Source organism: Neogemmobacter tilapiae (assembly GCF_014652215.1).
GTDB classification, from domain to species: Bacteria; Pseudomonadota; Alphaproteobacteria; order Rhodobacterales; family Rhodobacteraceae; genus Neogemmobacter; species Neogemmobacter tilapiae.
The window spans coordinates 51,477-63,965 of record NZ_BMYJ01000008.1; the positions used below are offsets into that span (position 1 = coordinate 51,477).

At 62.1% G+C, this 12,489-nt stretch carries 13 protein-coding genes and 2 tRNA genes; 10 read left to right on the plus strand and 5 right to left on the minus strand.

Annotation, left to right across the window (positions count from 1 at the left end):
* Positions 1-50: 50 nt before the first annotated feature.
* The 4 genes from IE095_RS13075 to fabI are packed head-to-tail and all read right to left on the minus strand — an operon-like array spanning position 51 to position 3,211.
* Positions 51-1,232, minus strand: a complete 1,182-nt coding sequence (locus IE095_RS13075) for an aminotransferase (protein ID WP_189412122.1) — start codon at positions 1,230-1,232, stop codon at positions 51-53.
* A gap of 34 nt (positions 1,233-1,266) precedes the next feature.
* On the minus strand, positions 1,267-1,770 hold the full coding sequence (gene gpt, locus IE095_RS13080; protein WP_189412123.1) for a xanthine phosphoribosyltransferase: 504 nt from the start codon (positions 1,768-1,770) through the stop codon (positions 1,267-1,269).
* 8 nt (positions 1,771-1,778) lie between these two features.
* Positions 1,779-2,393 carry a LysE family translocator gene (locus tag IE095_RS13085; RefSeq protein ID WP_189412124.1) on the minus strand — a complete coding sequence of 205 codons (615 nt, stop codon included), beginning with the start codon at positions 2,391-2,393 and terminating at the stop codon, positions 1,779-1,781.
* On the minus strand, positions 2,390-3,211 hold the full coding sequence (fabI, locus tag IE095_RS13090) for an enoyl-ACP reductase FabI (RefSeq protein WP_189412125.1): 822 nt from the start codon (positions 3,209-3,211) through the stop codon (positions 2,390-2,392). Before fabI ends, IE095_RS13085 begins: the two co-directional genes overlap by 4 nt.
* A gap of 240 nt (positions 3,212-3,451) precedes the next feature.
* Here fabI and pdxH point away from each other — a divergent pair, with 240 nt between their 5' ends.
* The 6 genes from pdxH (at position 3,452) to IE095_RS13120 (ending at position 6,567) form a co-directional block, all read left to right on the plus strand.
* The gene (gene pdxH, locus IE095_RS13095) at positions 3,452-4,054 is read left to right on the plus strand and encodes a pyridoxamine 5'-phosphate oxidase (protein ID WP_189412126.1); all 603 of its coding nucleotides are present in this window, start codon (positions 3,452-3,454) and stop codon (positions 4,052-4,054) included.
* Between the two features lie 113 nt (positions 4,055-4,167).
* Positions 4,168-4,713 carry a cold-shock protein gene (locus IE095_RS13100; RefSeq protein ID WP_189412127.1) on the plus strand — a complete coding sequence of 182 codons (546 nt, stop codon included), beginning with the start codon at positions 4,168-4,170 and terminating at the stop codon, positions 4,711-4,713.
* A 20-nt stretch (positions 4,714-4,733) separates the two neighbouring features.
* Positions 4,734-5,180 carry a DUF192 domain-containing protein gene (locus IE095_RS13105; RefSeq protein WP_189412254.1) on the plus strand — a complete coding sequence of 149 codons (447 nt, stop codon included), beginning with the start codon at positions 4,734-4,736 and terminating at the stop codon, positions 5,178-5,180.
* A gap of 42 nt (positions 5,181-5,222) precedes the next feature.
* A tRNA-Pro gene (locus tag IE095_RS13110) sits at positions 5,223-5,299 on the plus strand.
* A 155-nt stretch (positions 5,300-5,454) separates the two neighbouring features.
* A complete protein-coding gene (locus tag IE095_RS13115) occupies positions 5,455-5,919 on the plus strand; it encodes a hypothetical protein (RefSeq protein WP_189412128.1) in 465 nt (154 codons plus the stop codon).
* 45 nt (positions 5,920-5,964) lie between these two features.
* Complete coding sequence (locus IE095_RS13120; protein ID WP_189412129.1) at positions 5,965-6,567, plus strand: hypothetical protein; 603 nt, start codon at positions 5,965-5,967, stop codon at positions 6,565-6,567.
* An 80-nt stretch (positions 6,568-6,647) separates the two neighbouring features.
* On the opposite strand, the gene IE095_RS13125 is transcribed toward IE095_RS13120, so the two are convergent.
* A tRNA-Cys gene (locus IE095_RS13125) sits at positions 6,648-6,721 on the minus strand.
* A gap of 137 nt (positions 6,722-6,858) precedes the next feature.
* Here IE095_RS13125 and IE095_RS13130 point away from each other — a divergent pair.
* From IE095_RS13130 to IE095_RS13145, 4 genes are read left to right on the plus strand one after another with little or no spacing between them, the layout of a single operon-like run.
* On the plus strand, positions 6,859-8,142 hold the full coding sequence (locus IE095_RS13130; RefSeq protein ID WP_189412130.1) for an NAD(P)/FAD-dependent oxidoreductase: 1,284 nt from the start codon (positions 6,859-6,861) through the stop codon (positions 8,140-8,142).
* Positions 8,143-8,146: 4 nt separating this feature from the next.
* Complete coding sequence (locus IE095_RS13135) at positions 8,147-8,341, plus strand: YgaP family membrane protein (RefSeq protein ID WP_189412131.1); 195 nt, start codon at positions 8,147-8,149, stop codon at positions 8,339-8,341.
* Positions 8,341-9,279 (plus strand): efflux RND transporter periplasmic adaptor subunit, encoded by a 939-nt coding sequence (locus IE095_RS13140; RefSeq protein WP_189412132.1) that lies wholly within the window; start codon positions 8,341-8,343, stop codon positions 9,277-9,279. The genes IE095_RS13135 and IE095_RS13140 overlap by 1 nt, the downstream gene beginning before the upstream one ends.
* Complete coding sequence (locus tag IE095_RS13145) at positions 9,276-12,479, plus strand: efflux RND transporter permease subunit (RefSeq protein WP_189412133.1); 3,204 nt, start codon at positions 9,276-9,278, stop codon at positions 12,477-12,479. The genes IE095_RS13140 and IE095_RS13145 overlap by 4 nt, the downstream gene beginning before the upstream one ends.
* Positions 12,480-12,489: the final 10 nt, after the last annotated feature.

The window sequence follows — 12,489 nt, forward strand, 5'->3', positions numbered from 1 at the left end:
AATCCGCCTCTGTCTAGAGGCTTGGGTTCGGTCGGGCAAGGCCCGCTGTTTCAGGCGCGGAAACCGGCCAGCCGGTCGAACAGCGTGGCAATGCCGCCCGCATCGACATTGGCAAAGGCAATGCGCAACTGCCGCTGGCCCTCGGCTGATCCTTCGGGCGTGAACATCGTGCCGGGCAGCATCAGCACATGCGCCTGATCGACCAGCGCCTTCGCCAGCTCCGCCGAGCCCATACCAAAAGGATGCTCCACATAGGCGAAATAGGCTCCGCAGCCCATCAACCGCCAGTCGGGCAGCGCCTGCGCGAAACCTGATACCATCGCCGCGCGACGCGCCAGAATCTTGGCCCGCTCTCCCGCCACCCATTGCGTCAGGTTCCGCATCCCCCAAAGCGCCGCCATCTGGCCCAACTGGCTGGGGCAGATCGCCACCGTGTCCAGAAACTTTTCCACCTCGGCCAGCCGCGCCGTGCTGGCAACAATCGCCCCTACCCGATGCCCCGTCAGCCGAAACGCCTTGGAAAAGGAATAAAGCTGCACAAGCGTATCGTCCCAATCGGGATCAGCAAACAAATCATGCGGGGCCCCCGTCCGGCTGTCAAAATCGCGGTAGGTTTCATCGACGATCAAGGCGATGTCCCTGCTGCGCGCCAGATGGCGGAAGGCCGTCAAGGTTTCCGCCGGATATTCCACCCCGCCCGGATTGTTCGGGCTGACCAGAACAATCGCCCTCGTCCGGTCCGTGATCAGTTGCGCCGCCTTGGCGGCATCGGGGATCAAATCGCCCCCCGTCGCCAAAGGCACGGTCCGCACCCCCGACATATCCAGCCACATTTTGTGGTTGAAGTACCACGGTGTCGGCAGGATCACCTCATCCCCAGCCCCCGCCAAGGTCGACATGATCGCGCAAAACGCCTGATTGCAGCCTTGCGTGATCGCCACTTGGTCGGCCCGCACCGTCCCCCCATAAGCCCCGCTCCACTGCGCCGCGATTTCCGCCCGCAGATCGGGCAAGCCCAACACCGGCCCATAAAGATGCGCCGCCGGATCGTTCAGCGCCGCCTCGGCAATCACATGCCGCAGAGCCAACGGCGGCGGGTCCACCGGGGCCGCTTGGCTCACGTTGATCAGGGGTTTGCTTTCGGGAAAGCTCCGCCCCGTCACCCAACGCCGCGCCTCCATCACCGGTGGGGCCTCGGTCAGCGCAAAGGCGGGGTTCAGCGGCAGCGTCATCTTGGGGCCTTTCGTGGGACCAGTCTTTTCCGTTTCAGTCCGCCCCGCGGAAGGGCTGCACATATTGCAGCGCCATATCCCACGGGAAAAAGATCCACGTATCTTGGCTCACCTCGGTGATATAGGTGTCCACCATCGGGCGACCCGACGGTTTTGCATAGACCGTCGCAAAATGCGCCTTGGGATACAGCTTGCGCACCAGTTCCAGCGTCTTTCCGGAATCCACCAGATCATCCACGATCAGGATGCCCGTCCCATCGCCCATCAGTTCCGCCTGCGGCGATTTGATCACCTTCGCCTCGGTCTGGCTTTGATGGCTATAGCTTTTCACGCTGATCGTATCGACCACGCGAATGTCCAGTTCTCGCGCCACGATCATCGCCGGAACCAGCCCGCCCCGCGTGATTCCCACCACCGCCTTCCAGGCCCCTTCGTCTGGCCCCCGCCCATCCAGCCGCCAGGCCAAGGCCCGCGCATCGCGGTGCATCTGATCCCAGCTGACGTGAAAGCCTTTTTCGTGCGGCAGACGGTCGTTCATGGCAAACCTCAGGTGGCGGCGACCTTGATCCCCAGCAGGGCCAAAAGCCCACCGAAGCTGCGGTCGATGATGGTTTTCAGGCTGATATAGCCGTTGCGTGTCCGGTCAAGCGAGAAGATCCGCGCGACCAGCGTATTCCAGATCGTTTCGTTCAGAAAGATCACCGCCAACAAGGCGCCGTAAACCCAAAGCGGGGTTTCTGGCGGCACGGTGCCCAGAAAAATGGCGCTGAACATCACCGCCGGTTTAGGATTGGCCAGTTGCGTGAAAAGCCCCAACCGAAAGGCCGAAAGTGCCGAACGCGGCACGGGTCGGTTGTCAGTCATGTCCAGCTTTTCCGGTGCCGATTTCCACAGCTTCCAACCCATCCAGATCAGATAGCCACCACCCAGAATTTTCAGCGCCCAAAGCAGGGCAGGGGCAGCCGCAAAAAGAATGTTCAGCCCGAACATCGCCGCACTGGCCCAAACCACCGCGCCCGCGCCAATGCCGGCAGCCAGCATCGCCCCGGTCCGGAAACCCTCGGTCAACCCTGTCCGCGCCGACATCAGCACGGCGGGGCCGGGGCTGACGGCGGCGAACAGGGAAAGGCCCGCAAAGGCCAGAAAGGCCGCCAGTGTCATTCCTTGCGCCCCGTCACCACGTCGATATCGGGCGCATCAACGGCCTTCATCCCCACGACATGATAGCCCGCATCGACATGCAGAACCTCACCCGTCGTGCCCGAACCCAGATCAGACAGCAGGTAAAGCGAGGCCTTGCCCACCTCTTCCTGCGTCACATTCCGACGCAGGGGCGAGTTCAGCTCGTTCCACTTCATAATATAGCGGAAATCGCCGATACCGCTGGCCGCCAAGGTCTTGATCGGCCCCGCCGAAATGGCGTTCACGCGGATGCCGTCCTTACCCAGATCCTCGGCAATATACTGCACCGAGGTTTCCAGCGCCGCCTTGGCAATCCCCATCACATTGTAATGCGGCATCACCTTTTCCGCCCCATAATAGGTCAGCGTCAAAAGGCTGCCCCCGTTCGGCATCATTGCGGCGGCACGGGCGCAGACGGCGGTAAAGGAATAGACCGAAATGTCCATTGTCATGCGAAAGTTTGCAGCCGACGTGTCCACATAGCGCCCGCGCAATTCGTTCTTGTCCGAAAAGCCGATGGCATGAACGACGAAATCCAAGCTGCCCCAGCTTTCCTTCAGATGCGCAAACAGCGCGTCTAGCGATGCCTCATCCGACACATCGCATTCGAACAGGTTCGACATCCCGATGCTGGCGGCCAAAGGCTCCACCCGCTTTTTCAGCGCCTCACCCTGATAGGAAAAGGCCATCTCGGCCCCCTGTGCGGCGCAGGCCTGCGCAATGCCCCAGGCAATCGATTTGTCATTGGCCAGCCCCATGATGAGGCCGCGTTTCCCTGCCATCAATCCATTCGTCATGCAGATCCCGCCTGTCCCTAGCCTATTATTGTGACAAACAGCCTTAGGCGATCCGCGCCAAGGCATCAAGCGGCGGCAGAGAACCGGCTGGGCATTCTGCCTGCCAAAACGGCACAGCCCTGTCGCGTTTCCGCCACTATGACGATTACGGACTTGCGAGAGACTCGCAAAGGTCTTACCAAGTTGTCAACGAGAAGGCTGGCAGGCGGATTTCTGTCGCAGCACACAGCAGGATAAACGATGGACAGGGATGGTATCTTTGCGGGCGATGACCCTTTCCGCCTGGCGCGGAAATGGCTTGCTGACGCCGAAAGCGCAGAGATCAATGATCCCAACGCCATCGCGCTGGCCACCGTGGATGCCCACGGCTTGCCGAATGTCCGCATGGTTTTGTTAAAGGACATCGAGGCCGACGCCTTTGTGTTTTATACCAATTACGGCAGTGCCAAGGGGCAGGAACTAGCCCTGAACGGCAAGGCTGCCTTTGTGATGCATTGGAAATCGCTGCGTCGGCAGATCCGGGTGCGGGGCCTTGTCGAACGCGAAGATGGGCCGCAAGCGGATGAATATTTTGCCAGCCGCTCGCTGAAATCGCGGCTGGGGGCTTGGGCGTCCAAACAGTCACAACCGTTGTCGTCAAGGACAGCATTGGTGGCCGAGGTGGCCAAGGTTGGGTTGATCCATGGGGTGAACCCAAAGCGGCCGCCCTTCTGGGGTGGTTTTCGAATCCGTCCGCTGGAAATCGAGTTCTGGGCGGATGGCGAGTTTCGTTTGCATGATCGTTTCCAATGGAGGCGCAATGAACTCGCAGAGGCGTGGATTGTTGATCGGTTGAATCCTTAGGATCGTGTTCAGGGCGAGTGAAGCAAAATTTCCGGTCACGGGCCTTGCGCCGAGACACGGTTATGTTGAAAGAATTGCCAGCGAGGAGCTTGCTCTGGGGAATGGCTCTGGAAATGACTGATGAAGAAGCCGCCGTGACGATGGTTCACGGCAAGGTAAAATGGTTTGATTCCGTCAAGGGATTCGGCTTCATCCTCTCGGATGAGGGTGGGTCGGACATTCTGCTGCATGCGAATGTCCTGCGGAACTTCGGACAAAGTTCGGTGGCCGATGGCGCGCTGATCTCCGTTTCGGTGCAGATGACACCGCGCGGCGTTCAGGCGGTGGAGGTGCATCGCATAGAACCGCCCCCGGGCGCAGCTTTCCCATTGGGAGAGGAGTCTGGCGAGGCCACCTCTGACGAAATTTCGTCACGCCCGCTGGAAGCAGCCCGGGTGAAATGGTTCGACAAGGGCAAGGGCTTTGGTTTTGCCAACGTCTTTGGCCGCCCCGAAGATGTGTTCATTCACATCGAGGTGCTGCGCCTGTCGGGCTTTGCCGATCTGTCGCCGGGCGAAGCGGTCTGCCTGCGCATCATCGAAGGCAAGCGCGGGCGCATGGCGGTTCAGGTCGTCTCTTGGGAGGCAGCCACCCGCGAACCCATCGAGGTGACCGCGTGAAAGCCTTGGCCTTGGCGCTGATGGTTCTGCCTGCGGGCGGGGCCTTGGCGCAATGCGCTCCCGACCGGGTGGATATCCGGGGGGCGGGCGGGGCCATGGCGCATTTCACGGTGGAAGTCGCCGATGAGGTTGACGAACGCGCGCAGGGCCTGATGTTCCGCGAAAGCATGGCAGCAGATGCTGGCATGCTGTTCGTCTATCCCGCCCCCCAGCGTGCCATGTTCTGGATGAAGAACACACTGATTCCCTTGGACATGGTTTTTGTCGGGGAATCCGGCAAGGTGCTTGCCGTCCATGAAGGCGCCGTGCCGCATGATGAAACCCCCATCGACGGCGGGCAGGGGGTGAAATTAGTGCTGGAAGTGAATGCTGGCACCGCCCGCGCCACGGGAATCACCCCCGGCGCGGAACTCCGGCACCCTTCCATCGACGCCACATTGGCCGTTTGGCCCTGTGCAGGCGATTGACCCTTTTCATCCGCAGAAAAGCCGGGTAATCCCCCGCCCAGTCGGGGCGTAGCGCAGCCTGGTAGCGCGACGGTTTTGGGTACCGTAGGTCGAGAGTTCGAATCCCTCCGCCCCGACCATCTTCTAAATTGTCTAACCTGGTCGCTCGCCCCTTGGGCGAAAGACCGCCGCCTTGACGCGGCATCCGAAAACCCGTGGAACGTATTTCCTGCCCCGCCGTTGTCTGGCTGATGTGACCGAACCGTCACAAACCCCCAGACGACAGGAGCTTTCCATGCTTGGATACAAGACAACCCTGCTTTGCGCCGCTTTCACCGCTGCCATGGCCAGTGCTGCCGCCGCACAAGGCACCGCCGACTGCGACGCGCAATTCACCGCCCTCGACACTGACGGCAACGGATTCCTCTCGGACACCGAAGCCCCGCGCGACTATGCCCGGACACGGATCGACGCCATCACCTTGCAGGAAACTGGCATCTCGCCCGCCGAATTCGCGGCCCTTTGCGCCTCGGAAAACTGGGCCGAGAACAAGCCCGAGGAGGGCGCGCCTTTCGAAGGGGCCAACAGCTTTACCGAGGAACAGGCGCGCGACCGGGCCTTGGCTTGGGACGTGACCGGCGTTTCGGCGCTGACCCTGGATGAGCAAGGCATCTGGCGGGGCGAAGGCCAGCTGGCCGGGGCCGCTGTGTCGGTGGCCATCGACTACAAAGGCAATGTCGTCACCACGCCGAAGTCGTAACGCCATAACAATTCGCCAAAACATCTGAAAACGAAGGAGAATATCATGTCTGTGATCACCCGCGTTTATGACGACTACACCGCCGCCCATGCCGCCCGCCTGAATGTAGAGGCTTTGGGCCTGCCGGGTGTAGAGGTTTCCCTGATGGGGAATGAAAGCATCCAGGCGCATTATCAGCACGATCCGATCCGGTCGCCGGACGAGGTTTCTGGGACCGCGACGGGGGCTGGTGTCGGGGCCACCATCGGTGGTGGGGCAGGGCTTTTGGCCGGTCTGGGGATGATTGCCATCCCCGGTGTTGGGCCGCTGGTGGCCGCCGGTTGGCTGGCCGCAACGGCGGTGGGGGCTGCCGGTGGCGCGGTGGCGGGCGGCGCGATTGGGGCTCTGGCGGATATCGGCGTGCCGGACGAATATGCGCCGGTCTTTTCCGAAGCCATTCGGCGGGGTGGGGTCGCCGTCAGCGTGCAGTTCCCCGAAAGCGCGCGGGCGGATGTCGAGGCCGCACTGGACCGGATTTCCACCCTTCCTTTGGCCGACCGGCGCGTGACCTATGAGGCCGACGGCTGGCGCTATGACGAAACCGAGGCCGAACGCGAAACCCGCCTGCGGGCCACCGCGCCGCTAAACCCGGCCCTGCCCATCGTCTGACCGAAGATGTCGTACAAGACAAAGGGCCGCAGCAATGCGGCCCTTTGGCATGGAACGTTCTGTTTCGATATGAAAATCTCTGGAGGCGGGTACCGGAATCGAACCGGTCTACTCGGATTTGCAATCCGGTGCATAGCCTGCCTGCCCACCCGCCGTCTGGACGTTCCCTAGACGATCTTTTCCGGCCCCGCAAGACCTCTCCGGTCCGCACTGCAAACATATTGCATATTTTGAATATATAATATATTCGAGAATCGCAATGTATGCGAGGCCAGAGGAGGGCCGTTCAGCATGGCGCATGTCGTGGTTCTTGGGGCGGGCTTGGGTGGAGTCATCATGGCCTATGAAATGAAGGATCAGTTGGGGCCGGGGGACAGCCTCACGGTGGTCAGTAAGGGCACGCATTATTCCTTTGTGCCGTCAAACCCTTGGGTTGCCGTTGGCTGGCGCGGGCGCGACGAGATCGAGGTTGATCTGACCGAAACCATGGCGCGCAAAGGCATCACCCTGCGGCCCGAAGGGGCCGCGCGGGTGCATCCCGCCGAAAACCGGGTGGAATTGATCACGGGCGAGAATCTCCCCTACGACTATCTCATCATCGCCACGGGACCCGATCTGGCCTTTGACGAAATTCCGGGCTTGGGCCCCGATGGCCATACCCAATCGGTCTGTCACATTGACCATGCCCTCGTCGCCGAAAAGGCCTTTCATGCACTCGTCAAAAACCCTGGCCCGGTGATCATTGGCGCCGTGCAGGGGGCCAGCTGCTTTGGCCCGGCCTATGAGTTTCTTTTCATCCTCGAAACCGCCCTGCGCCGCGCCAAGATTCGGGACCGCGTGCCGATGACCTTTGTCACCGCCGAACCCTATATCGGCCACCTGGGGCTGGATGGGGTGGGCGACACCAAGGGCCTGCTGGAAAGTGAAATGCGCGCCCATCACATCAAATGGGTGACCAATGCCCGTGTCACATCGGTCGACCCCGACGTCATGCATATCGAGGAACTGGCCGAGGACGGCCAGCTGAAGAAAACGCTTGATCTGCCCTTTGCCTATTCGATGATGCTGCCCGCCTTTCGCGGCGTCCCGGCCGTCAAGGGGATCGAGGGCCTGACCAATCCGCGCGGCTTTGTCCTGATCGACAAGCATCAGCGCAACGCAGCCTTCCCCAATGTCTTTGCGGTGGGCGTGGGCGTCGCCATCCCACCCTTGGGGCCAACTCCGGTGCCCGTGGGCGTGCCGAAAACCGGCTTCATGATCGAAAGCATGGTCACGGCCACGGCGCATAACATTGCCAGCCTTTTGCGGGGGGAAGAACCGCATGAGGTGGCCAGTTGGAATGCCGTCTGTCTGGCCGACTTTGGCGACAGCGGCGTGGCCTTTGTGGCCCAGCCGCAGATACCGCCCCGCAATGTGAATTGGTCGTCTTCGGGCAAATGGGTCCATTACGCCAAGGTCGGGTTCGAAAAATACTTCCTGCGCAAGATTCGCATGGGCAAATCCGAACCCTTTTATGAACGCCTGGCGCTACAGGCGCTGGGCATCGACAAGCTGAAATCCACACATCAGGAGTAAGAAAATGACCGTTCAACGCGCTGTCACGGCTTTTGCCGGTTTCATGGTGCTTTTGTCTTTGGCGCTGACTTGGTGGGTCTCGCCGCATTTCGTCTGGCTGACCGTCTTTGTCGGGGCCAATCTGCTGCAATCGGCCTTCACCGGCATTTGCCCCGCCGCCAGCATCTTCCGTGCTCTGGGTTTGAAAGGGGCCGTGTGATGCTTCGAGTCTCTCTGATCGCGCTGCTTCTGGCCGGGCCCCTGGCCGCGGCGGAATACGAGGTGCAGCCAGTTCTGCGAACCGAAACCAAGGCGCTGTTCGGCACGGTCGAGGCGCGGTTCGTCTCGGCGGCAAGGGCGCGGATCGGGGGGACGCTGGTTGAACTGACGGTGGTCGAGGGCGATATCGTACAGGCGGGCCAGCCCATCGGGCGCTTGGCCGATGCGAAACTCGATTCGGCTCTGGCTGCGGCCGAAGGGCAGTTGGCCTCGGCCCAGTCGCAGCAAGACAATGCCCTTGCCGAACTGACCCGCAACGAAACCTTGTTGGAACGCGGGGCAGTGACGGTGCAGCGCGTGGATCAACTGCGCACGCAACTGGGCGTGGCCGAAGGGGCCGTTCGCGCGGCAAAGGCCGCCCGGGAAACCGTGTTGCAGCAAATGGCCGATGGCGCCGTTCTGGCCCCTGCTGACGGTCGCGTGCTGGCCCTGCCGGGCCGTCTGGGTTCTGTGGTGATGCCGGGCGAGGCAGTAGCCACCGTCGCGGGCGGTGGGTTGTTCCTGCGGCTGGCCATCCCCGAACGCCATGCGGCTGGGCTGGCCTTGGGGGCCTTGGTCGACGTCGCGGGGCAGGGGGGGCAGATCGAAAAGATCTATCCCCAGATCGAACAAGGGCGGGTGATGGTCGATGTCGCGGTTGCAGGGCTGGACAAGGCCTTTGTCGGTCAGCGGGTTCTGGTCGCCGTGCCTGTGGCCGAGGAACAGGTTCTGGCCGTGCCAGAAACCGCCTTGGACAAGGTCTCGGGTCTTGACCTCGTGCATCTGGTCGGCGGGGCCACGGTCACCGTCGTGCCCGGGCGCCGCTTTGATGCCAAAGGCCAGCCGATGCGGGAAATTCTTTCGGGCCTGCGGCCCGGCGATCTTGTGGTGACGCCATGACCAAAGCCAAACTGGGCATCGCTGGGGCCTTGACCCGGGCCTTTATCACCTCGCCGCTGACACCGCTTTTCCTTTTGGCCTCTCTTGCCTTAGGCCTTGTGGCGCTTGTCACCCTCCCGCGTGAGGAAGAGCCGCAGATTTCCGTGCCGATGGTCGATATCCATATCATGGCCCCCGGCCTCAAGGCCGAGGATGCGGTCAAGCTGGTCACCGAACCGCTGGAAACGGTGGTCAAATCCATCAACGGCGTCGAACATGTCTATTCCCAGACTCAGGATGACGGTGCCCTTGTCACCGCCCGTTTTCTGGTCGGAACCCCCGCCGATGCGGCTATCCTCCGCGTGCATGAAAAGATTCGTGCCAACATCGACCGTCTGCCCAAGGGCATTCCCGAACCGCTGATCGTCGGGCGCGGCATTGATGATGTTGCCATCCTTGTCGTCACGCTGACCCCAGAACCGCAGGTCGCTGACCGCTGGACCGCTGCCGACCTGACCCGCGTTGCCGCAGAATTGCAGGTGGCGCTCTCGGCCCTGCCGGATGTCGGGCTGACCTATCCCATCGGCGCCCAGACCGAAGAACTGCGCGTTGTGCCCGACCCGGAACGCCTGGCCCAGGCGGGGCTCACCTTGCAGGCACTGGCCGCCAAGCTGGAAGGGGCCAACGCCAGCCTGACCCTGGGCACCATCCGCGCCGACGGTGGACAAATCCCCTTGGCGGCGGGTGAAACCCTGACCGACCCCGCCCAGATCGCCAATCTTCTGATCACCACCCGCGACGGACGGCCCATCTATCTGCGCGATGTGGCCGATGTTCTGCTGGAAGCCGACCCTGCCGAAACCCGCGTCTTCCATCTGTCGCGTGACGGCGAAGGCTTTGCCCGCACCCCGGCCGTCTCGCTGGCTGTCGCCAAACGCGCCGGGGCCAATGCCGTCACCATCGCCCATGAAATCCGGGCCGAGATTGATCGCCTGACCGGCACAACCATTCCCCCCGGTCTTCAGGCCGAAATCACCCGTGACTATGGCGAAACTGCCGATGAAAAGGCGAATGAACTGCTGTTCCATCTGGCGCTGGCCACCCTGTCCATCGTCGCCCTGGTCTGGCTGGCCATCGGCTGGCGCGAGGCGGCTGTCGTGCTGGTCGTCATTCCCGTCACCATCCTGCTCACCCTCTTTGCGGCGCGCGTCATGGGCTACACGCTCAACCGGGTCAGCCTGTTCGCCCTGATCTTCTCGATCGGCATTCTGGTGGACGATGCCATCGTCGTCATCGAAAACATTGCCCGCCATTGGGGGATGAAGGACGCCCGCAGCCGCAAACAGGCCGCCATTGATGCCGTGGGCGAGGTGGGCAACCCCACCATCATCGCCACCCTGACGGTGGTCGCCGCCCTGCTGCCCATGCTTTTCGTGTCAGGCATGATGGGCCCCTATATGTCACCCATCCCCGCCAATGCCTCGGCGGCCATGCTCTTTTCCTTCTTTGTCGCGGTTATTGTCACGCCCTGGCTCATGCTGAAATTCGGCGGCGGCGCGGGCGGCCATGCGCAGGATCACGGCACGGGTGGCCGCTTGGGCGCGCTTTATCTTGCGGTTGCCCGTCCCATCCTCGCCACCCGCCGCCGCGCGGGCCTGTTCCTGCTGCTGGTCACAATGGCCACCATCGGCTCCATGGGCCTGTTCTACACCCGCGATGTCACCGTCAAACTGCTGCCCTTCGACAACAAGTCCGAGCTTTCCATCATGGTCGATCTGCCGCGCGGCGCTGCGGTCGAAGAGACTGACCGCAGCCTTCAGCAGATCGCCGCCGCCTTGGCCCCGGTCGCGGAAATCGACACTATTCAAAGCCATGCAGGCACCGCCTCGGCCTTCAACTTCAATGGCCTTGTCCGCCACTATTACCTCCGCAGCGAACCTCGCTATGGCGATCTTCAGATCAATTTGCTGCCAAAAGGCGAACGCACGCGCGAAAGCCACGCCATTGCCCTGGATCTTCGGGCCCGCATCACAGCCCTCGATCTGCCCAAGGGCACGGTCGTCAAGGTCGTCGAACCCCCGCCCGGCCCGCCGGTCATGGCCACGCTTCTGGCGGAAATCTACGGCCCCGATCCTGAAACCCGCCGCGCTGTCGCGACCAAACTGCGCCAGATCTTCGCCAGCGTCTCCTTCATCGTCGATGTCGATGACAGTTTTGGCACCCCCGGCCCGCGTCAACGGCTGCTGCTGGATGACGCCCAACTCGCCTATCACCGCGTCGAACAGGGCGACGTTTTCCAAACCCTGCATCTGCTCTATCACGGCACCACCGTCGGCTATTCCCACCGCGACGGTGGCCGCCGGCCGCTGCCGATCACCCTTGCCCCCTCGAAGTCAGGCAAGGTTCTGGACGAACGTGCCTTGGCCACCCCCGTCCCCGCCAATCTTTTGCCCGGCGACCGGGCCGTGGTTGAACTGGGCGATGTCGTCACTCTGCGCCAGGAAACCCAATCCTTCCCCATCTTTCGCCACAACGGCAAAGCCGCCGAAATGGTCACCGCCGAGCTGGCCGGCGATTTTGAGGCCCCGCTCTACGGCATCATGGCGGTCAATCAGGCCATCGAACAGGCCGATTGGGGAACGCTGCCGAAACCTGAAATCCGCCTGAACGGTCAGCCGGACGCCACTGACAAACCCGTCATCCTCTGGGATGGCGAATGGGAGGTGACTTGGGTCACTTTCCGCGACATGGGGGCCGCGTTCATGGTCGCCTTGTTGGGGATCTATATCCTTGTCGTCCTGCAATTCGGCTCGTTCAAACTGCCGCTTGTGATCCTGACGCCAGTGCCCCTCACCTTTATCGGCATTCTGGGCGGCCATTGGCTGTTCGGCGCACCTTTCTCGGCCACCTCCATGATCGGGTTCATCGCTTTGGCGGGCATCATCGTGCGCAATTCCATCCTCCTCGTGGATTTCATCCGCCATGCCCACAAACCGGGTGCCCCCCTTCTGCCCGTTTTGCTTGAGGCGGGGGCCATCCGCTTCAAGCCTATCCTGCTGACTGCCCTTGCCGCCATCATCGGGGCCATCACCATCCTGACCGATCCGATATTTCAGGGGCTGGCCATTTCGCTGCTCTTTGGCCTTGCCTCGTCAACGCTGTTGACCGTTCTGGTCATTCCGGCGATTTATATCTTGCTGCGCGGGGGGCGTGCGGCATGAACGGTGGGTG

Coding starts and splice junctions, on each gene's coding strand:
- IE095_RS13120 (WP_189412129.1), top strand. CDS start 5,965: ATGTCTGTGATCACCCGCGTTTATGACGACTACACCGCCGCCCATGCC.
- IE095_RS13130 (WP_189412130.1), top strand. CDS start 6,859: ATGGCGCATGTCGTGGTTCTTGGGGCGGGCTTGGGTGGAGTCATCATG.
- IE095_RS13085 (WP_189412124.1), bottom strand. CDS start 2,393: ATGACACTGGCGGCCTTTCTGGCCTTTGCGGGCCTTTCCCTGTTCGCC.
- gpt (WP_189412123.1), bottom strand. CDS start 1,770: ATGAACGACCGTCTGCCGCACGAAAAAGGCTTTCACGTCAGCTGGGAT.
- pdxH (WP_189412126.1), top strand. CDS start 3,452: ATGGACAGGGATGGTATCTTTGCGGGCGATGACCCTTTCCGCCTGGCG.
- IE095_RS13105 (WP_189412254.1), top strand. CDS start 4,734: ATGGTTCTGCCTGCGGGCGGGGCCTTGGCGCAATGCGCTCCCGACCGG.
- IE095_RS13145 (WP_189412133.1), top strand. CDS start 9,276: ATGACCAAAGCCAAACTGGGCATCGCTGGGGCCTTGACCCGGGCCTTT.
- IE095_RS13075 (WP_189412122.1), bottom strand. CDS start 1,232: ATGACGCTGCCGCTGAACCCCGCCTTTGCGCTGACCGAGGCCCCACCG.
- IE095_RS13115 (WP_189412128.1), top strand. CDS start 5,455: ATGCTTGGATACAAGACAACCCTGCTTTGCGCCGCTTTCACCGCTGCC.
- IE095_RS13100 (WP_189412127.1), top strand. CDS start 4,168: ATGACTGATGAAGAAGCCGCCGTGACGATGGTTCACGGCAAGGTAAAA.
- IE095_RS13140 (WP_189412132.1), top strand. CDS start 8,341: ATGCTTCGAGTCTCTCTGATCGCGCTGCTTCTGGCCGGGCCCCTGGCC.
- IE095_RS13135 (WP_189412131.1), top strand. CDS start 8,147: ATGACCGTTCAACGCGCTGTCACGGCTTTTGCCGGTTTCATGGTGCTT.
- fabI (WP_189412125.1), bottom strand. CDS start 3,211: ATGACGAATGGATTGATGGCAGGGAAACGCGGCCTCATCATGGGGCTG.